This window comes from Paenibacillus sp. FSL R5-0908, assembly GCF_038006245.1.
Taxonomy (GTDB): Bacteria; Bacillota; Bacilli; order Paenibacillales; family Paenibacillaceae; genus Paenibacillus_AQ; species Paenibacillus_AQ odorifer.
On sequence record NZ_JBBOUV010000001.1, the window covers coordinates 2,084,172 to 2,105,447 of the forward strand.

A 21,276-nucleotide genomic window follows, 5' to 3' on the forward strand; every position below is an offset into this window, starting at 1 on the left:
GGGATAGGCAATGGTATATGTAGCAGATGATAAACGGTATGACAACATGCGTTATAATCGTTGCGGGAACTCAGGTCTCAAGCTCCCAGCAATCTCATTAGGATTATGGCAGAATTTTGGTGGGATCGATAATTACGAGAACGGCAGAGAAATGATCACTCGTGCTTTTGATCTTGGAATTACCCATTTTGATCTGGCCAACAACTATGGTCCACCAGCTGGTTCAGCAGAAGAGCTGTTCGGTAAAGTTCTTGCCAATGATATGTTTCCTTATCGTGATGAAATAGTGATCTCTACAAAAGCAGGGTATAACATGTGGCCCGGCCCTTATGGCGAATGGGGTTCACGTAAGTATATGCTGGCTAGTCTGGATCAGAGCCTGAAGCGGCTAGGCCTAGATTATGTTGATATTTATTACTCTCATCGTCCAGACCCGGAAACACCGCTTGAAGAAACCATGCAGGCGTTGGATTATGCGGTACGTTCTGGCAAAGCTTTATATATAGGACTATCCAACTATAATGCGGAGCAGACGGCTGAAGCCCTCAGCATTCTACAAAGCCTGGGCACACCGCTCTTAATCCATCAGCCTAGTTATTCTATGCTCGATCGTTGGATTGAGGGCGGCTTACAGGATGTACTGGAACATAGTGGTGTAGGAAGCATCGCTTTTACACCCCTGGCTGAAGGCTTGTTAACCAACAAATATTTGAATGGTATTCCAGAAGGGTCAAGAGCTGCCAAGCCGTCTGCCGCCTTGAATGAGAGCCGGATTACACCGGAGGTGCAGCGGAGGATTCGCGCACTTAATCAGCTTGCGGTTTCGAGAGGACAGAGTCTGGCTCAGTTTGCACTGGGATGGACACTCCGGGGTGGTAAGGTTACTTCTGCCCTAATTGGAGCAAGCAGAGTGGATCAGATTGAAGAGAATATAGCTGCTTTAGCTAATCCTGATTTCAGTCCAGAGGAGTTAGAGCGGATTGAAACGATTCTAAAGACAGAACTATAGTATATTGAACACAGTAACAGCCCGGTTCCTTACGTTAAGGAAGGCGGGCTGTTGTTGTATGGTGGATTTATGGATTAAAGGGCAAACTAACGTTAAGGTTTCTCTGCTTGTCTCGTTGTAGTCATCCGGTAAGCCGTCGGTGACTGGGCACAAAACCGTTTGAATTGGCGAGAGAAGTATAAAGCATCGGTGAGCCCCACAGATGCTGCTACCTGTTCCACGGACAGCTCCGGTCGTTCACGCAGCAGCTGTCTGGACTTTTCAATCCGCAGCTTCAGCAAATAGGTCACCGGAGATAATCCGGTCTCTTGCTTAAATACACGGGACAGGTAGGCTCGATTATAACCCAGCGTATCACACATTTGTTCAATAGAGACCGGGTGCGCATATTGAGAAGCCATGTAGTGGATCATTTGCTTCACAGTACGCTTAACCTGTGATTCTGCGCCGGGCAGACGGGAGAAGGAAGAGAGCAAATCTGCTGCTTCGCCGACAATGAGATAGAGATACCCAAGCGAAGTCAGATGGGCACTCTCTTTGTTGGCGTTGAAGGCTTGCATGATGCTGGACAGGGCACCCGGAATGAGGCTTTCATCTGTTGTAGTCACCACAGGCTGTTGTGGTGTGAACCCTGTCTGCAGCACCAGATCGTCAGCTTCGCTGCCAGTAAAAGCTGCCCAGCGATAGCACCAGGGCTGGTCTTTATCCGAGACGTAACTGACTAATTGTCCCGGATGGATCAAGAAGCAGTCTCCTTTACCCAACTCATATTTATGATGTTCTGTACGGAAAACGCCCGAGCCAGATTCTATGAAATGCAGCAAATAATAATCATAGATCTTGGGTCCAGCTTGATGCATGGGCAGGGTCTGACTCTGGCCGGCAAACAGTACATGAAGGTTCTGTTTATCGTAATACACTGGATTGGATCCTACGGAATAAGTATGCTCCATTTGGGACAGCCTTTCTTGTGTTAATGTCATTTAATGGCTTATAGTTTAGAGAGTAACAGTAATATATGTAATTATTATATTATGGGAAGTCACATTTATCCATACATTACACACATGATTGCATTATCAGAGGATGAATGAATCTATTATAATGAGTACATAAAGAACGCTTTACTAATTCCCACTGGCTGAAGCAGCGAAAGGATGGAGTGGCATTAATGAGCATACAGGAACTTAATAACAAATTTATTGAAAAATATGGGGTGAGCGGGGAAGAGGCTAAGGTGTTTTATGCACCAGGTCGTGTCAATCTCATCGGGGAGCACTTGGATTATAACGGCGGGTATGTACTTCCCGCAGCTTTGGAATTCGGTACAACGCTGATTGTGCGTCCACGTAGTGACAGCAAAGTGAATTTTGCATCAACTAATTTTCCTTACGAAGCTTCTATTGATTATAGCGAAATTGGCAAAGCCAAAACGGGTGAATGGATTGACTATCCGATTGGGGTAATGGTTGAGCTGGATAAGAAAAGCACCCCAGTATCCAAAGGGTACGATCTGCTGTTCCATGGCGATATTCCGAATGGAGCAGGCTTGTCCTCCTCGGCCTCTCTTGAAGTTGTTACTGCTTATGCGTTCCTGACTCTCGAAGGTGGCGATACAGACACGGTTGAGATTGCACTTTTGTCCCAGCGTGCTGAGAACCAGTACGTAGGTGTAAACTCCGGAATAATGGATCAATTCGCAGTTGCTAACGGCAAACGTGATCATGCGATTCTGCTGATGTGCGACACACTTGAGTACAATTTGGTACCGTTCATCACAGGTTCATACAAATTGGTTATCGGCAACACGAACAAACGCAGAGGGCTTGTAGATTCCAAGTACAATGAACGCCGTCAGCAGTGTGATGAGGCATTGGCTATTTTGCAAAAAGAAGTGCCTTCACTAGCTTATCTGGCACAGCTTAATCGTGAACAGTTCGAAGCACATCAAGATAAAATCACAGACGAAATTGTAAGACGCCGCGCTCGCCATGTTGTGGAAGAGAATCAACGCGTGCTAGATTCCGTTGAGGTATTAAAAAACAATGATCTGAAGCAGTTTGGACAGTTCATGAATGATTCGCATGCGTCCTTGCGCGATTTGTATGAAGTTAGCTGTGCAGAGCTTGATATTATGGTTGAAGAAGCTGGGCGTATCCCAGGCACACTTGGTTCCCGTATGACTGGCGCGGGTTTCGGAGGCTGTACAGTATCTTTGGTACATGAAGATGATATAGAACGTTTTATTCGTGAAGTTGGTGAAGCCTATACCACAAGATCTGGTTTGGTTGGCGAGTTCTATGTTTGCGGCATCGGTAATGGTGTCCAAGAATTGAAGGGAGTGTAATCAGATGGCGATTTTAGTAACAGGTGGAGCAGGGTATATTGGGTCTCATACTGTAGCGGAGCTGCTGGATCGTGGTGAAGAAGTGGTGGTCATCGACAATCTGCTAACAGGGCATCGTGAGGCGTTGCTGGGTGGCAAGCTGTACGAAGGTGATCTGCGTGATAAAGAACTGCTGGGTAAGCTGTTCGCTGAAAATGAGATTGAAGCGGTTATCCATTTTGCTGCAAGCTCTTTGGTCGGGGAAAGCATGAAGGACCCTGTAAAATATTACGACAACAACGTATATGGTACACAGTGTCTTTTAGAAGCTATGCAAAAAGCTGGCGTGAACAAGATCGTATTCTCGTCCACAGCCGCAACCTACGGCGAACCGGAAAAGGTGCCAATTGAAGAAACAGACCGCACTGAACCAGCCAATGTGTATGGAGAAACTAAGCTGACCATGGAACGGATGATGGCTTGGTTTGACAAAGTACTGGGCATCAAATACGTAGCCTTACGTTACTTCAATGCAGCTGGCGCACATGCCAGTGGCAAAATCGGTGAAGACCATCGTCCAGAAAGTCATTTGGTGCCGCTGGTATTGCAAACGGCCTTGAAGCAACGTGACAGTATCGCAGTTTTCGGAGATGACTATCCTACAGAAGACGGTACTTGTGTTCGCGACTACATCCATGTCAGCGATCTGGCTGACGCCCATGTTCGTGCGGTAACTTACCTGCGCAGCGGAAGCAGCAGCAATATTTTCAACCTGGGCAATGGACTTGGATTCTCGGTAAAACAGGTGATTGAAACGGCGAAGAAGGTTACTGGACTTGAAATTCCTGTAGTCATTCAAGAACGCCGTGCCGGCGATCCGGCTGTGCTGGTAGCTTCCTCCGACAAAGCGCGTAGCGTCCTTGGATGGAACCCGCAGCATGCAGATTTGGAAGATATCATTCAAAGTGCATGGAACTGGCACTCTGCCAATCCGCAAGGATACGGAGAATAAGGGACTTTAGGTTAGCTTAACTTGAACTTGAGACCCTACTGAAGGAGAATTAAAATGCACAACGAGAATAAGATTACGCCTGCTGGCCAGAAAGCATTACATGCGATTGAGCAGCTTGTTCTGTTCGCACTGCGCCAGCAGCTCATAGCTCCATCCGATGAAGATTATAGCCGTAATGTGCTGCTCGAACAGTTCGGGTTCAGTGAGCCGCATGTAGGTGACATCGATCAAAGTCCATTGGAAGGGCCGCAGGCTCCACTCGATGCACTGATTGATTATGGTTTTGAAATCGGATTGATCCCAGAGAATAGTGACACTTACCGTGACTTGCTGGATGCCAAGATTATGGGACTTCTCATGGCCCGTCCTTCGGATGTAAATGCTGAGTTCTATAGTCTGACTGCTGAAAAAGGCATCTCCGCGGCTACAGACCGTTTTTATAAATTGAGCATTGATTCGAACTATATTCGGATGGATCGGATCTCGAAGAATGTCTATTGGCTGCAGGATTCGCAATACGGAGACATTGAAATGACGATCAATTTGTCCAAGCCTGAGAAAAATCCGAAGGAAATCGCAATGGCTCGGCTGCTCCCGCCGCCAGTCTACCCGAAATGTCTGCTGTGCCGTGAGAATGTAGGTTATGCCGGACGGATCAATCATCCGCCGCGCCAGAACCTGCGTATCATTCCGCTTAACCTGAATAATGAAAAATGGTTCTTCCAATACTCGCCATATGTTTACTACAATGAGCACTGTATTGTATTCCATCATGATCATGTGCCCATGAAGCTTACCAAGGATACCTTGAAGCGGCTGCTTAGCTTCGTGGAATCATTCCCGCATTATTTTATTGGCTCAAATGCAGACTTGCCGATTGTTGGCGGCTCTATTCTGACGCATGACCATTTTCAGGGCGGCCGCCACACGTTCCCGATTCAAAAAGCGCCTAAGGAAGATACATTTACACATGCATCTTATCCGGGTGTCAGCATTAATATCGTAAAATGGCCGATGTCCGTATTGCGCTTAAATGGAGAAGATCCTGCCGTTCTACTGGAATGCGGAAATGCGCTTTATGAAGCTTGGAAAGCCTACAGCGATCCAGAGGCGGAAGTGCTAGCCTTTAGTGAGGTTGACGGTGAAGTGCAACCTCATAATACCGTTACTCCTATCGTCCGCCGGGCCGAGGACGGCAGCTTCGAGATGGATCTTGTGCTGCGGAATAACCGGACTAATGAGCAATATCCTGAAGGGATTTTTCATCCGCACCGGGAAATGCATCATATCAAAAAAGAAAACATCGGTTTGATCGAAGTTATGGGACTGGCGATTCTGCCGGGCCGTTTGAAGGAAGAACTCGATTCCATCGCAGGTATTCTTGCAGGAGATCAAGCGCTGTTAGAAGCGGTGAAGAATGACCCTAGTCATTCTCTTGCGCAGCATGCGGCTTGGATTCAGGAGCTGGTGGAGCGATTCGGAACTGCACTGCAACACGAGGAAGCGCTCAAGATTGTGCAGAACGAAGTTGGCATCAAGTTTACACATATTCTTGAACACGCTGGCGTTTACAAACGGACTCCAGAAGGTCAAGCAGCTTTCCGCCGTTTTGTAACAAGCTTCGGTGCTTTGTAGTAAGTGAATTTGGATTTAAAGATGTCCTCAAGCCTATGGGCTTGGGGCATCTTTTTTTATTCGGGATGACGAAATCCAGCCACCTAATTTGAATGCGGGTAAACAGAGGTTTATAATACGAAGAAGTAAGACATTATGAATTAACTACTGGAGGTTTACACATATGCGTAAATTTGAATTTTATAATCCTACCAAGCTGATTTTTGGACAGGGTACCCTTGAAGCTTTGAAGACGGAGGTTCCTAAGTACGGTAAAAATGTGCTTTTGATGTACGGTGGTGGCAGTATCAAGCGCAGTGGTCTGTACGAAAAAGTAGTTGCTGAGCTGAGTTCAATAGGCGCTACAGTGACTGAACTCTCTGGAGTAGAACCCAATCCACGTCTTTCCACAGTACATAAAGGCGTAGAGCTGTGCCGGGAGCATAATATTGACCTTGTTCTCGCAGTAGGGGGCGGGAGCGTATTGGACTGCGCAAAAGCTGTTGCTGTTGGAGCGAAATATGATGGTGATATGTGGGACTTTGTAGAGCGTAAAGCAGCGGCCCAAGACGCGCTTCCACTGGGCACAGTGCTGACAATGGCTGCTACGGGATCCGAAATGAATAATGGCTCCGTAATCACAAACGAGGTTACTAAGGAAAAAATGGGCTGGGGCAGCGTGCATGCCTACCCGGCATTTTCGATTCTTGATCCAGAGAACACTTTTTCTCTGCCACGTGATCAGACCGTTTATGGCATGGTGGACATCATGTCACATGTACTGGAGCACTATTTCCATACAGACGGCAATACACCGGTACAAGACGGGTTCTGTGAAACTTTGCTGCGCACTGTAATTGAAACTGCGCCGAAGCTTATCGAAGATCTGAATAACTACGAGCTGCGTGAGACCATCATGTACTGTGGTACGATGGCGCTTAACGGAATGGTCAGCATGGGTTTCGCCGGAGATTGGGCGACTCATAATATCGAGCATGCAGTATCGGCTGTATACGATATTCCACATGGCGGAGGTTTGGCGATTCTGTTCCCGCAATGGATGAAATATAACCTCAGCACAAATCCTGCGCGTTTCCGTCAGCTTGCAGTAAATGTGTTCGGAGTTGAACCTGCTGGCAAAACTGATGAAGAAATCGGGCTGGAGGGTATCGAGGCTCTGCGTAATTTCTGGGATTCCATCGGTGCGCCGAAGACGCTCGGTGATTATGATATTGATGACAGCGAGATCGGCAGTATGGCTGACAAGGCTGTTCGTTTCGGAGCGTTTGGTAATTTCCGCAAGCTTGAGCGTGAAGATGTAGTTGAGATCTATAGAATGGCTTTGTAAGTAACTCTTCTACGAAAAGAGACCATATTTCTTTATTCTAGAAGCCGCAAAAGCATGTCAAAGAAGCGATTCCTCGTTATGGAGGAATCGCTTCTTGGTGTTTATGGTCTAGTGTGACTTGCTCCTCTTACGGTACTTTTCTGTCGCTCTCATCACAAGGTTTCGCTGCCGCTGACCGAACTCCACTGCCGCAGACCGTATCTCGCTGCGGCTGTCCGAACTCTGCTGCCGCTGACCGTGTCTCGCTGCGGCTGTCCGAACTCTGCTGCCGCTGACCGTGTCTCGCTGCGGCTGTCCAAACCTCCGCTGCCGCTGTCCGTACCTCCGGCTACCGCTGTTCGCACCTCGACTGCATCTGACTAACCTCCGTTGCCGCTGACAGATACCCACTGCCGCTGACCGAACTCCGCTGCGGCTGTCCGAACCTCCGCTGCCGTTGTCCGAACTCCGCTGCGGCTGTCCGAAACTCCGCTGCCGTTGTCCGAACTCCGCTGCGGCTGACAGATACCCACTGCCGCTGACCGCTCCTCATCTATCACTGTTCGTTCCCGTAATCTAATCCGTCGACCGTCCTCCAAAGTCTTACGGACCCAGCTGCCGTTATTTGCGAATTTTCAGCCTTTTGAGCAAGTTTTCGGACACCAGAGACACTATTGCTTGGAAATGCTCTTATATTTGCTGGTTTGATTGCCAATAGAGGCTATGCGGTCCGATAGCATACCAAATGTCGGATAAAACGGCGAATAGGGTCTGCTGAGTCCGTTGGGCCGAAGGAGCATAAGCAGCATAGCTTCATACGCGCGAGAGTGTTACCCAACCAACTAGTGTTTGTAATCTCCCTCAACTGATTCCTCTACCAATATACGCCCTACCTACGGACCCAGCTGCCGTTATTTGCGAATTTTCAGCCTTTTGAGCAAGTTTTCGGACACCAGAGACACTATTGCTTCGAAATGACCTCATATTTGCTGGTTTCAATGCCAATAGAGGCTATGCGGTCCGATAGCATACCAAATGTCGGATAAAAGAGCGAATAGGGTCTGCTGAGTCCGTTGGGCCGAAGGAGCATAAGCAGCATAAGCAGCATAAGCAGCATAGCCCCTTCATACGCGCGAGAGTGTTACCCAACCAACTAGTGTTTGTAATATCCCCACACGACGGATTCCTCTTCCAATATACGCCCTACCTACGGACCCAACTGACGTTATATGCGAATTTTCAGTCTTTTGAGCAAGTTTTCGGACACCAGAGACACTATTGCTTCGAAATGACCTCATATTTGCTGGTTTCAATGCCAATAGAGGCTATGCGGTCCGATAGCATACCAAATGTCGGATAAAACGGCGAATAGGGTCTGCTGAGTCCGTTGGGCCGAAGGCGCGTAAACAGCATAGCCTCTTCGTACGCGTGCGAGTGTTACCAACAAAAATCAGCGCCTCAGCAACTATTGGACGTCCTTTAGGACAACCCCAGCACATGTAATAAAATAGTGCCAATGTGAGCATGCTTATCCTCTGAATGGAACTTATTTGGGTGAATATCCAAAGATTGTGAAACCAAGGACCTACTTTGTACGTTTAATGTAATATGACAGTCCTGATTGAAGACAGGAGGAAATAAAAATGCAAACGCTGTATTTAGGCTGCTTGGCGCTAGGCGTCATATTTGCCATAGTCAGCGTCCTGGTGGGTGATGTGATCGGAGATGCCTTGCATGGGGTCTTTGATTTCGTATCCGTAGATTTTCTGAATCCCACCGTATTGGCAGGAGGAATAACCGTGTTCGGCGGAGCGGGCATTCTTCTAACCCGGTACAGCGCTCTGGAAGCTGGGGCGATCATTGCTTTGTCTTTGTTAGCCGCCGCTTTTTTGGGAGTACTTATGTATCTAGGGGTGGTTAAGCCCATGGAAAAAAGCGAAATGTCCAATGGTTTCTCAATGAGTGATCTGCCTGGCAAGATTGGGGAAATCACAATTCCTGTTCCCGCCACTGGTTATGGTGAGATTATGGTAAAGTTTGGCGCCGGCAATAGCCTGCATACGGCAGCAAGCTTTGATCATGAGCTGCTTCCAGCAGGGATTAAAGTTGTTGTAGTGGAGGTTAGAGAAGGCGTTGCATTGGTATCAGAATTCGAAAAGAGAAGAGGAGTGGATCTTTAATGTTCGGTATTCCTGAGTATTTGTTAGTCCCTGCTGTTGTCGTTGCTGTTTTGTTTGTGCTAGGTATCGCATTCTGGGCACGTTACAAAACGGTTGGACCCGATGAAGGGATGATCGTAACGGGGTCGTTCTTGGGGAAAAATCATATTTCAGACGATGGTTCTGGTCGTAAAATAAAGATTGTACGCGGGGGCGGGGCCTTTATACTCCCAGTCTTTCAGAAGGCTGAATTTATGTCGCTTCTTTCTCATAAACTTGATGTGACGACCCCGGAGGTATACACCGAACAAGGGGTTCCGGTTATTGCCGACGGTGTAGCGATCATTAAAGTGGGTAGCTCAACGGAAGATGTGGCGACAGCTGCTGAGCAATTTATGGGCAAACCGATTGAAGCACTGAAGAGCGAAGCACAAGAAGTTCTTGAAGGTCATCTGCGGGCCATTCTCGGTTCGATGACGGTTGAGGAAGTATATCGTAACCGTGACCGCTTTGCGCAAGAGGTTCAAGGCGTGGCGGCACGTGATCTTAAGAAAATGGGTCTGCAAATTGTTTCCTTTACCATCAAGGATGTGCGAGACAAACATGGATATCTAGAGGCACTAGGTAAACCGCGGATAGCTGCTGTGAAGCGGGATGCAGAGATTGCTGAAGCAGAAGCAGTGCGGGATGCAAGAATTCAAAAGGCAAACGCAGAAGAGCAAGGGCAAAAAGCTGAGCTGCTGCGGGATACGAATATTGCCGAAGCCTCCAAGGAAAACCAGCTTAAGGTGGCTGCGTTTAAACGGGATCAGGATACAGCGAAAGCGGAAGCCGACCAGGCTTATCATATTCAAGAGGCACGTGCAAAGCAGACCGTTGTTGAAGAACAGATGAAAGTTGAGCTGGTACGTAAGGAACGTGAAATCGATTTGCAAGCCAAAGAAATTCAAGTTCGCGAGAAGCAGTATGATGCTGAAGTGAAGAAAAAAGCAGAAGCGGATCGTTATGCAGTAGAGCAAGCGGCGGAAGCCGATAAGGCGAAGAGAATGCGTGAGGCAGATGCCTTGCAATATAGTATTGAGACGCAAGCTAAAGCGACATCTGAGCAGAAGCGCCTTGAAGGTCAAGCGATGGCGGATGCAGAGCTGGCTAAAGGTACAGCGGATGCTGAGGTTATCCGGTTGCGCGGTCTAGCGGAAGCAGAAGCCAAAGAGAAACTGGCGGAAGCTTTCCAGAAATTCGGCGAAGCAGCGGTGCTCGATATCATCGTCAAAATGCTGCCTGATTTGGCTGGCCAAATTGCGAAGCCGCTGGCATCTATTGATAAACTTACCGTTGTAGATACCGGTAACGGGGAAGGTGCAGCCCGGGTCAGCAATTATGTGACTCAGCTAATGTCCACCGCTCCAGAGATGTTGAAGAGCGTCTCAGGGATTGATGTAGAGGCACTGATCAAGGGGTTGACCACTAAAGCTTCCGGAAGCAAAGGAGCCTCAGTTACACCAGTCGCACCTGTTGCACCAGCTACACCTGCAACATATATTCAGCCATCAGTAACATCTAGTACAGCCAGCGACACTTTAACTTCTGTGCCTGAACAAAAGGAAAATTAGTTTAATGCAATTTATATTGATTTAATTTACTTAAGGTATGACTGGCAAAGCTGCTGGTCATACCTTAATCTTTATGTTTTGATCTGTTTTGATCTAAATTAGACAACATGATAAAAAGCTCCTGCGTTTACAGGTGATTTTTGATGAAGCGTATAGCTTATCGGCATCCCGTGGGAATTATTGTATATATAGACATCGACGCTTTCACTGGTGTTTAAAGATTTTTTCAGGTAAAATAAAAGCCTTTAAGGCTGTTCACTCTGATCTACTAGCTTAGTAAGGACACAGAGTGTTCTTCTAATATGCAATTCTTGGTGTTATGATGGTAGCAAAGCTTGTATTCATCGTACGATCTCTTATTGCGTATGCTGCTGGAAGTTAGGTGTTTAGAAATAAAAGAGGTGTCAAAAATGAGTAGCATAACAGTGGCGAAGGTGTTGAATAACAACGTTATCATTGCCCAGCATCCTCAATATTCCGAGGTTGTAGTTATCGGTAAAGGGATAGGGTTTAACCGCAAGCTGCGTGATCAGATTAATCTATCCTCCGTGGAGAAGATGTTTATTCTTCGCAGCCAGGAGGAACAGGAACAATATAAACAGCTTCTTCCCCAAGTGGATGAGAAGTTGATTGAGGTCGTTCAAGAAATAGTATTACATATTATGCATTGTAGCCGTCAGCCGCTTAATGAGCATATTCATATTGCACTTACCGACCATATTTCTTTTGCTATCCGTCGTTTTGAACAAGATATCCCAATTCATAATCCATTTTTGTATGAAACTAAGGAGATTTATCCTGAGGAATATAAGATGGCAGAATATGCGATTGGACGGATCAATGAGGCTATGGGCGTGGAATTGCCGGTGGATGAGATAGGTTTTGTGGCTCTTCATATTGTCAGCGCACTTAGTAATAGGCAAATTTCTGAGGTTAGACAACATTCTCTCTTGATTGGAGAGCTGGTTGGATTAGTCGAAAATTATCTGGACTATCGAATCCCACGTGATTCACTTGATTACTCAAGACTGGTAACCCATCTGCGATTCGTTCTAGAAAGATTACGCCGTGGAGAGGCGGTACAAGAGACCTCAACCCTGGATGGGCTCATGAAACGGGAGTATCCTGAGATGTATTCGTTGGCTTGGAAATTAACAAAAATTATCGAACAGCGTGTGCGAATTCCCGTGTATCAAGCTGAGGTAAGTTATTTGACGATTCACCTGCAGCGTATTGCCCAGAAAAAAGTGGACGAACAAGATATGGATAAGAATGGTGAAGCTCCTTAAAGTGCAAAAGTTGTAACAAATCATGGTTTCAAAAAAAACGCTTGCTACTTAAAAAAAACGATGCTACAATGTTCACTGTCATCAACAAAACAGAATATCGAGCGTGTAACTGATTCGATCAGGCATGAGTGAATTACAGTATTTTGGTTGTTAACCCCCTTCTTGGGGCAATCTAACGATAACGTTAGATTACAACTTCTATACTGTGTTGCTCATGCCTTTTTTGGCATCTGTTTTAGTGAAATTAATGAAAGGAGTAACCTAAATGTTTAAAAAGTTGTTTGGTGTTTTACAAAGAGTTGGTAAAGCTCTGATGCTTCCAGTAGCTATTCTGCCTGCGGCAGGTTTGCTTCTTGGAATAGGTAACATGCTGGTAAACCCAGACTTCCTGCAATATGTTCCAGCACTGGAGAACCATGTTGTTCAGGCTGTTGCCAACGTATTGATGAATTCAGGACAAATTGTATTTGATAATCTAGCCTTACTCTTCGCGGTGGGGGTTGCGATAGGTTTAGCCGGGGGTGAAGGTGTTGCGGGTCTAGCTGCCATTATCGGTTTCCTCGTAATGAACATTACGATGGGTACAGTTATTGGCGTTAATGATTACGTGCTGAGCCAAGGCGACTTCTCGTATGCCAGCGTATTAGGGATTCCAACACTGCAAACAGGGGTGTTTGGAGGTATACTCGTCGGTATATTGGCTTCGGCCATGTACAAGCGATTCTTCAAAATTGAGCTTCCTTCTTACCTAGGTTTCTTCGCAGGTAAACGTTTCGTACCGATCATGACGGCGGTAACAGCTCTAATCTTGGGCTTGTTACTGACAATAGTATGGCCACCCATTCAACATGGTCTGAACTATGTGTCACAAAGTATGATTGATACGAACAAAACGCTTGCAGCGTTTATCTTCGGAACGATCGAACGTTCGCTCATTCCTTTTGGACTGCATCACATTTTCTACTCTCCATTCTGGTATGAATTTGGTACCTACGTTGATAAAGCAGGAGAATTGGTACGTGGTGACCAACGGATCTTCATGCAGCAGCTTCGCGATGGAGTAGACTTCACAGCAGGGACATTTACTACGGGTAAATATCCATTCATGATGTTTGGTCTTCCAGCAGCGGCATTGGCTATCTATCATGAAGCTAAACCTCAGAATAAAAAGATCGTCGGAAGTTTGATGATTTCCGCGGCATTGACATCGTTCTTGACAGGGATTACTGAGCCGCTCGAATTCTCGTTCCTATTCGTGGCTCCATTGCTGTTCGCTGTACATGCTGTGTTTGCAGGTCTGTCCTTTATGACTATGCATATTCTGGATGTTAAAATCGGTATGACATTCTCGGGTGGCTTTATCGATTTTGTGCTCTTCGGTATTATCCCGAACCGCACAGCTTGGTGGCTGGTCATCCCGGTAGGTCTGGTCCTTGCCTTAATTTATTACTTCGGCTTCCGGTTTGTAATTCGCAAATTCAATCTTATGACACCGGGTCGTGAAGAAGATACGAATGAAGAAGAAGTGAATACGGAGTCTGTCTCCAGAGCAGGTGATGATCTGCCGCGGAACATTTTGTCCGCTCTAGGTGGTAAAGAAAACATCACTCATCTAGATGCTTGTATTACCCGCCTTCGTGTTGAAGTTAAAGATAAGGCAGGCGTAGACAAGAACCGTCTTAAGAAACTTGGTGCATCAGGTGTGCTCGAAGTGGGTAATAACGTTCAAGCGATTTTTGGCACACGTTCAGATACGATTAAATCGCAGATCCAAGATGTGATTAACGGAAAGACACCTGCGGCTTCAGCAGCTCCAGTAGTGGTTACTCCAGAGCCAGAAGAAGAACAACAGGCAGGTGAAGCTGGTGAAGCGATTATCAAGGAAGATATCGTATCTCCAGTAAACGGTGAATTGTTGGATATCACAGAGGTACCAGATCCAGTATTCTCCCAAAAAATGACGGGCGACGGCTTCGCGTTCCTATCCGAAGATGGGAAGATTGCTTCACCGGTTTACGGTAAGGTATTTAACGTGTTCCCGAGCAAACATGCCATCGGTATTATGTCTGACGGAGGCAAGGAAGTGCTTGTTCATATTGGGGTTAATACGGTTAAGCTTAAAGGTCAAGGCTTCACAGTATTAGTTGAAGAGGGCGATCTTGTAGCGGCTGGACAACCGATTATGGAAGTGGATTTAGAGTATGTAAAAGCACATGCACCTTCTGTAATCTCACCTGTTATTTTCTCGAATTTACCAGAAGGCTCTTCTGTAACATTGAAAAAGCCGGGTAAGGTTTCTATAGGAGACCAAGACATCATTACGATTCAGTAAAAGTGCAAGGGCCGATGCTTCCTTGTTTATACAAGGAAGCGAAGCTTTCACTATAAATTTAAAATACTTTAATAACAGAAAGCGAGTTGGATAATATTATGCAAAAAACATTCAGAATTGTCGATGAAGATGGAATTCACGCACGTCCAGCAACTGCCTTGGTAAATACAGCAACAAAATTCAAAGGTACAGAAGCATTTGCAGAAGCTAAAGGTAAAAAAGTAACTTTGAAATCCATTCTTGGCGTATTGTCATTGGGTCTTGAAGCTGGAGATACTTTGTCTTTGATTACTGAAGGAAGCGAAGAAGCAGAAGCTTTGAACGCTCTTCAAGAAGTAATGATTAAAGAAGGGCTAGGGGAAATCCATGAATAAGATTTCAGGAATCGCGGCTTCAGCAGGGATTGCAGTAGCCCGTGCTTTTATCCTGAAACATCCGGATTATACGATTACGAAGACAAGTATCAGTGATACTGAAGCAGAAGTCGCTAAGTTGAATGATGCACTCGCCAAATCAAGAGTGGAGCTGCAAACGATTAAAGAGCGTACTTTGGCAGAGCTGGGGGAGAAGAAGGCTGAGATTTTCGAATCACATCTGCTTATTCTTGATGACCCAGAGCTGATCAATCCTGTAATTGATAAAATCCGTGAGGAATCGGTTAACGCGGACTATGCGCTAAACGAAGTGGCTACACAATTCATTGAGATGTTCGAAAATATGAAGAGTGCCTATCTGCAGGAACGTGCAGCTGACATGCGTGATGTTACCAAGCGCTTGCTGAACCACCTGCTGGGCATTCATTATGTAAGTCCTGCAGAAATCAGTGAAGAAGTAATCGTGATTGCTCAAGATCTAACACCATCGGATACAGCACAGCTTAATCGTAAGTTCGTTAAAGGCTTCACAACGAACATTGGTGGACGTACTTCCCACTCTGCGATTATGGCACGTTCTTTGGAAATTCCAGCGGTTGTTGGAACTAAAACGGTTCTGTCAGAAGTGAATTCTGGCGATTTGGTGATTGTCGATGGTCTGAATGGAGACGTTCTGATCAATCCTAGCGAAGCTGAAGTGGCAGAGTATACTCGCAAGCAGGAAGCTTACGACTTGCAAATCGCAGAATGGAAGAAGCTTCGCGACGAACCTACAGTATCAGCAGACGGTAAACATGTTGAGCTAGCTGCCAATATTGGTACACCGAATGATGTGAATGGTGTCATTGAGAATGGTGGCGAAGGTGTAGGTCTGTACCGCACTGAGTTCCTTTACATGGGTCGCGATAAGCTGCCTTCTGAGGAAATTCAATATAACGCCTACCGTACTGTACTTGAGAACATGAAGGGTAAGCCGGTAGTCGTACGTACCCTGGATATCGGTGGCGATAAAGAGCTGCCTTATCTTGACCTTCCGAAGGAAATGAATCCTTTCCTTGGTTTCCGTGCGATCCGCCTTTGCCTGGATCGTCAGGATATTTTCCGTACTCAATTACGCGCATTACTAAGAGCGAGTGTTCACGGGGATCTTCGCATTATGTTCCCTATGATAGCTACGCTTGGTGAATTCCGTGCTGCGCGTGATCTTTTGCTCGAAGAAAAAGCTAAGCTTCGGGAAGAAGGTAAGGAAGTATCAGACAACATTCAGCTCGGCATAATGGTTGAGATTCCATCAACTGCTGTACTGGCTGACCAGTTTGCTAAGGAAGTTGATTTCTTCAGTATTGGTACGAATGATCTTATTCAATATACAATGGCTGCGGACCGTATGAATGAACAGGTATCTTACCTGTATCAGCCTTACAATCCAGCCATCCTGCGTTTGGTCAAAAATGTAATTGATGCAGCGCATGCAGAAGGTAAATGGACGGGGATGTGTGGTGAAATGGCTGGTGACGCAACAGCTATTCCGCTGCTACTGGGTCTTGGTCTCGACGAATTCAGCATGAGTGCAACTTCCATTTTGCCAGCACGTAGTCAAATTTCTAAATTGTCGGCTGCCGACATGAAGGATTTGGCTGCAAAAGCGTTGCAGCTTGGCACGGCTGAAGAAGTCGCTGCGCTTGTTCAAAGTATCGCTAAGTAACTTTTTACGCATGCATTAATCCGTTTTAGCGTTCTACTGTTTTCCAACTACTATTGCCGACTTCCGATGGCTGGAGGTCGGCTTTTTTATGTTTTTTAACCTATAATTTTCTATAATTCGACCTTATTTACTGTTCACTGTTTATTTTCTTTATTGCGCAGATGTCTATACCGATAGTATTAGTAATGAGCATAAAGTCGATAAGGAACCCAAACCTATAAATATGTCGTACATATAATAGTAAGGATCCATAGAAAGTTTATACTCCGTTTGCCGACTTGCAGCGCTGTGCAAGTATTAATATGAAATAAATTGGTAATATATGGACTTATAAGCAACCCCACAGGTTACGTGGGGAGCCATAGGATGGTGTTAATTCATGAGTAAAAATTATATAAATGCAGAATTGATGATGGAAGTCTACGAGGGCAAGGATTTAGGCTTGACGTATTCAACGGAGTACAGTGTATTTAAAGTCTGGGCCCCTACGGCACTTGCTGTGTCCCTTGTACTTTACGAAACAGGTGGGCATCAACTGAATACGGAGTCACCTAAGAGTGCTATGGACAATGGTCGTATTGTATATATGCAGCGTAGTAATGGTGGAGTGTGGCAGACCAAGTTATCAGGTGATCTAAAAGGGAAATATTATATGTACCGTGCTGTTTTTGCAGATGGCAATGTGACGGAAGCAGTAGATCCTTATGCAACAGCGGTATCTGCAAATGGTTTAAGATCAGCAATCGTTAATTTGCAGGATACGAATCCAGAACATTGGGATCAGGATGTAGCGCCTCCGTTACAGCATCCTGCCGACGCAGTGATTTATGAACTGCATGTTCGTGACTTCTCCTCACATGAGAGCTCAGGTATGCATTATAAGGGTAAATTCAAAGCATTTACCGAGTTTGGATTAAAGGATTCGGCAGGAAATACCGTGGGGATTGATCATCTGGCTGAATTAGGGATTACCCATGTACATCTGATGCCGGTATTTGATTTTCAGACCGTGGATGAGCTGAAGGTGGTCAATCGGGGTTTCTCCATAGCTAATGTGGACTACAATTGGGGGTATGATCCCCAGCATTATAATGTACCTGAAGGATCTTACAGCACAGATCCTGCCAATCCTGGCTTGCGGATTCGTGAATTTAAAGAGATGGTGCAGGCCTTGCACAGCCGCGGGATCGCGGTAATTATGGATGTCGTTTACAACCATACGTATGCTGTGGAGAATGGCCCCTTTGAGCCGCTTGTCCCAGATTATTTCTATCGCCGCGATTTTACGGGACGTTTGTCGAATGGCTCCGGGGTTGGCAATGAGCTGGCTACAGAACGTCCGATGGTCCGTAAATTTATTAAGGACTCCTTATCTTATTGGGCTTCGGAATATCATATGGATGGTTTCCGGTTTGATCTAATGGGACTGATGGACAGTGTTACCATGCGGGAGATTACGGAAGAGCTTCGGCTAGAAGTGAATCCGAATCTGTTGCTTTACGGTGAACCTTGGACGGGTGGAGATTCTCCGCTGGCCACTAAAACGCTAAAAGGTGTACAACGGGGCAAGGGCTATGCTGTCTTCAACGATAACTTCCGTTCAGCGATCAAAGGGGATAGTGATGGCTTCGGAAGAGGGTTCGTGACAGGCGAATACGGCAAAGAAGGTGCTATTGCAGCCGGAATTAAAGGAGCAATTCATGAGTTTACGGACTCGCCTGTGGAATCGGTGAACTATGTAACTGCCCATGATAATTTGAATTTATGGGATAAGATGCTTATCGTTCAAGGAGGGAGCCAGGAAGCTGATTTTCCGGTAATCGCTAACATGGATAACGAAGATCTGGAAGATGCAGTGGCCCTTGCCAATCCATACGTGAATGTAGATCAGGAGAATATTCTCGGTAATGAAACTGTACGTCGATCCTTACTTGCTAACGGAATTATTCTGACATCGCAGGGGATTCCTTTCCTGCATGCTGGAGATGAGCTCCTGCGCAGTAAATTTGGAGATCATAACAGCTACCGCAGCGGTGATGCGGTCAACTCGATCCGTTGGAATATGAAAAGCACATTTAAGCCCGTATTTCAATATTATAAAGGCCTGATTGAGCTACGGCGCACACATCCCGCATTTCGTCTGCATGGCCGCCAGGAAATTGAACGCTCATTAGAATTTCTGCGTTGTGATGGCGGAATAGTATCGTATCTGCTTAGAAGCCATGCAGGAGGCGATCTCTGGAACAATATTACCGTTGTCTTCAATGCTAATAATGACCGGATGCCGGTATCACTTCCTGAGGTTGCTGATAGTTGGAACGTAGTAGTAGACCATACCCGTGCCGGGATAGACGCTATCCGCAGAATCGAAGGCAATGAGGTAGAGGTGGAAGGGTTGTCGATGATGGTCCTTTATGATGAATGTGGTGAGCCAGCCCCACGCTCTAAAATCATCGAAATACACTATGAACGCCCAGATCAGAATTACCAAGGCTGGAATCTTTGGGTTTGGGATACAGGAATCCAGGATGGACAATGCGATTTCCGTTATATGGAGAACGGGCGTGCAGTAGCCCGTATCGAAGTGCTGCCAGATACCCAATCCATCGGATATATTTTGCGGCTTAATGATTGGGAAGAAAAAGATGGAGACGGAGACCGTTTCATAGATTGTTCTACGAATGGAGAGTTAACCAAGGTCTTAGTTCGGGATCGTGATCAGGAGATTGACGAAATTTCAGAAGATCATCTTCGGTTAAGCAGTTAGAGGCCATACAAAAAGAGCTGTTTCAGGGTTGAATTTTCCTGAGACAGCTTTTTATTTGCTCTTATGGTTTTACAATGGTCTGGTTAGCCAACCCTTCATCCACAAGCTCGTAGTAGAGATTGGCTTTATTGCCACCATGGTCTTTAGAGCGATACATCGCCAAATCGGCGGCACGCAGCAGTTCATTAATACTGCTTCCGTGTTCAGGAAATAAAGCGACTCCGATACTCGCGGAGGTGTGGAAGCTGGACCCGTTATCAACAGACCAAGACTTGTTGAACAGTTTAAGTAACCGCTGCAGTGTTTCTTCAAGCATCTCTGGAGAAGTGAATCGATGCAGTACAACGGCGAACTCATCTCCGCCGATCCGGAAGGCCTGACCTATTCCTTTAACCGTATGCTGGAGTTCACGGGAGAGCAGCTGAAGAAATTCGTCTCCAGCCAGATGGCCTAAGGTATCATTTAGCTGCTTGAATCTATCACAGTCCAGCAGGGCAAGCGCAATATTTTGCCTCCGTCCTTCGGGTTGGGTGATAAGGTTCTCCATATACATTTTGAAATGAGCCCTGTTAGGAATCGCTGTTAAATGGTCATAGAAAGCTAGCTTATGTAGTCGTTCTTCGTATTGTTTTCGCTGGGTAATTTCCCGAGATAACAGCATAAATTGTGCTGGGAATTTACGGCTGCCGAGAACAGGTGACACCTTAGTTTCAAGCCATACCCATTGGCCTTCTGCTCCGCGCATGCGCAGTTCAGAAATACGCGGAGTTCCCTGAACAACACTTTTTAATTTAGCCCAGGCAATTTCCGGTTCACGTATGTAGTTGGATAACGGATCTCCTTTTTTAGGCACATAGCCTAGAATACTGGAGTGTGAGGGAGAAGCGTATAGAATCAACCCGTTGGGATCCGTCAAAATAATGAAATCAGACATGGTTTCACCGATAAGCTGATAAAGTGTTTGTTCTTCCAGCATTTCATTCTGGAGCCAGATGATTTTGCGTCCAAGGTAAATAATAACTAAGAGAAACACAAATAAGAGGAGTGAATAAAGAGAGAACAAAGCGCTTTTTTTATCCTCAAAACCATCCGTTACTTGCAAAGCGTAGTTGCCAATCAAGTCCTCTGCTTGATCGAGATGTGCTCTAGCTTCATTGAATTGCGAGTTTAGGGTGAGCGCAGAATATGAATCCGGGTTCCAGCTGCTCTTCGTCCGTTCTGTTATTAGCGTATGCCCTGAATTTTTCCATTTGAAAATGGTAGTTTCGAAGGAGCTGAGCTCGTTTTTTAATTCGGAAAGGATAATTCCACTTTGTTTCATATCACTGTAAGGGTTTTTTATAGCGTTGATATTTGATCTTGCTAGACTTATTCGTTCCTGTGCCTGAAGATTATTATCTGTAAATTCCTGAGTGAACTGTTCACCTTCCGCGGCTGTTAGGTTTGGACCTATTGCGATTTGTAAGGCTACAGCGGCTTGATGCAGATCACGATCGGCGCTCAGTATGAGCTTAGAGTTCTGATATATATCATCATAAAGAGAATCTGACAATCTATTAATCGTGTAATTTAAATAGAGTAGCGAGGCGACGCTGATCCCAACCAGAAGGACGGAGATTGCAGCGAAGACATAGAATAGTTTGCGTGTTACCTTGAACTCAAAGAATCCTGCCACAGTCATCTTCTCCCTGTATAAGATGATTAAGAAAATCTATTGCTGCTTAAGTAGAACCTGCAGAACGCAATCTA

The 21,276-nt window shown here is 45.9% G+C and carries 16 protein-coding genes; 12 read left to right on the plus strand and 4 right to left on the minus strand.

All coding sequences use genetic code 11. The features are described 5' to 3' along the window. The first annotated feature begins 10 nt into the window (after window positions 1-10). A complete protein-coding gene (mgrA, locus tag MKZ09_RS09110) occupies window positions 11-1,009 on the plus strand; it encodes an L-glyceraldehyde 3-phosphate reductase (protein ID WP_076205265.1) in 999 nt (332 codons plus the stop codon). Between the two features lie 92 nt (window positions 1,010-1,101). Here the strand turns inward: mgrA and MKZ09_RS09115 are convergent, their stop codons facing one another. Continuing rightward, window positions 1,102-1,962 carry an AraC family transcriptional regulator gene (locus tag MKZ09_RS09115; protein ID WP_076134070.1) on the minus strand — a complete coding sequence of 287 codons (861 nt, stop codon included), beginning with the start codon at window positions 1,960-1,962 and terminating at the stop codon, window positions 1,102-1,104. A 218-nt stretch (window positions 1,963-2,180) separates the two neighbouring features. Here MKZ09_RS09115 and MKZ09_RS09120 point away from each other — a divergent pair, with 218 nt between their 5' ends. From MKZ09_RS09120 to MKZ09_RS09135, 4 genes are all read left to right on the plus strand, one after another. Next, window positions 2,181-3,356: a galactokinase gene (locus MKZ09_RS09120; RefSeq protein ID WP_076126360.1), complete on the plus strand. Its 1,176-nt coding sequence runs from the start codon at window positions 2,181-2,183 to the stop codon at window positions 3,354-3,356. Between the two features lie 4 nt (window positions 3,357-3,360). Then, window positions 3,361-4,347, plus strand: a complete 987-nt coding sequence (gene galE, locus MKZ09_RS09125) for a UDP-glucose 4-epimerase GalE (protein ID WP_036680993.1) — start codon at window positions 3,361-3,363, stop codon at window positions 4,345-4,347. A 54-nt stretch (window positions 4,348-4,401) separates the two neighbouring features. Further along, window positions 4,402-5,982 carry a UDP-glucose--hexose-1-phosphate uridylyltransferase gene (locus tag MKZ09_RS09130; RefSeq protein ID WP_076205264.1) on the plus strand — a complete coding sequence of 527 codons (1,581 nt, stop codon included), beginning with the start codon at window positions 4,402-4,404 and terminating at the stop codon, window positions 5,980-5,982. Between the two features lie 163 nt (window positions 5,983-6,145). Further along, window positions 6,146-7,309 carry an iron-containing alcohol dehydrogenase gene (locus MKZ09_RS09135; RefSeq protein ID WP_076205263.1) on the plus strand — a complete coding sequence of 388 codons (1,164 nt, stop codon included), beginning with the start codon at window positions 6,146-6,148 and terminating at the stop codon, window positions 7,307-7,309. 152 nt (window positions 7,310-7,461) lie between these two features. Here the strand turns inward: MKZ09_RS09135 and MKZ09_RS09140 are convergent, their stop codons facing one another. After that, complete coding sequence (locus MKZ09_RS09140) at window positions 7,462-7,653, minus strand: hypothetical protein (RefSeq protein ID WP_076205262.1); 192 nt, start codon at window positions 7,651-7,653, stop codon at window positions 7,462-7,464. 15 nt (window positions 7,654-7,668) lie between these two features. Further along, window positions 7,669-7,887, minus strand: a complete 219-nt coding sequence (locus MKZ09_RS09145; RefSeq protein WP_143767329.1) for a hypothetical protein — start codon at window positions 7,885-7,887, stop codon at window positions 7,669-7,671. 1,044 nt (window positions 7,888-8,931) lie between these two features. Between MKZ09_RS09145 and MKZ09_RS09150 the strand changes: the two genes are divergently transcribed. From MKZ09_RS09150 to pulA, 7 genes are all read left to right on the plus strand, one after another. Then, window positions 8,932-9,468 carry a hypothetical protein gene (locus MKZ09_RS09150; protein WP_042186148.1) on the plus strand — a complete coding sequence of 179 codons (537 nt, stop codon included), beginning with the start codon at window positions 8,932-8,934 and terminating at the stop codon, window positions 9,466-9,468. Further along, window positions 9,468-11,060 (plus strand): flotillin family protein, encoded by a 1,593-nt coding sequence (locus MKZ09_RS09155; RefSeq protein WP_269473484.1) that lies wholly within the window; start codon window positions 9,468-9,470, stop codon window positions 11,058-11,060. The genes MKZ09_RS09150 and MKZ09_RS09155 overlap by 1 nt, the downstream gene beginning before the upstream one ends. A gap of 410 nt (window positions 11,061-11,470) precedes the next feature. Continuing rightward, entirely contained in the window at window positions 11,471-12,349 is an 879-nt protein-coding gene (gene glcT / locus MKZ09_RS09160) for a glucose PTS transporter transcription antiterminator GlcT (protein ID WP_076126370.1), read from the plus strand. Between the two features lie 265 nt (window positions 12,350-12,614). Beyond that, a complete protein-coding gene (gene ptsG / locus MKZ09_RS09165) occupies window positions 12,615-14,681 on the plus strand; it encodes a glucose-specific PTS transporter subunit IIBC (protein ID WP_076206356.1) in 2,067 nt (688 codons plus the stop codon). A gap of 98 nt (window positions 14,682-14,779) precedes the next feature. After that, window positions 14,780-15,055, plus strand: a complete 276-nt coding sequence (locus MKZ09_RS09170; protein WP_036683569.1) for an HPr family phosphocarrier protein — start codon at window positions 14,780-14,782, stop codon at window positions 15,053-15,055. Further along, a complete protein-coding gene (gene ptsP, locus MKZ09_RS09175; RefSeq protein WP_076126376.1) occupies window positions 15,048-16,760 on the plus strand; it encodes a phosphoenolpyruvate--protein phosphotransferase in 1,713 nt (570 codons plus the stop codon). The genes MKZ09_RS09170 and ptsP overlap by 8 nt, the downstream gene beginning before the upstream one ends. A gap of 379 nt (window positions 16,761-17,139) precedes the next feature. Further along, on the plus strand, window positions 17,140-19,527 hold the full coding sequence (gene pulA / locus MKZ09_RS09180) for a type I pullulanase (RefSeq protein ID WP_076206354.1): 2,388 nt from the start codon (window positions 17,140-17,142) through the stop codon (window positions 19,525-19,527). Between the two features lie 61 nt (window positions 19,528-19,588). On the opposite strand, the gene MKZ09_RS09185 is transcribed toward pulA, so the two are convergent. Further along, window positions 19,589-21,202 carry a sensor domain-containing diguanylate cyclase gene (locus MKZ09_RS09185; RefSeq protein WP_076206352.1) on the minus strand — a complete coding sequence of 538 codons (1,614 nt, stop codon included), beginning with the start codon at window positions 21,200-21,202 and terminating at the stop codon, window positions 19,589-19,591. Window positions 21,203-21,276 lie beyond the last annotated feature (74 nt).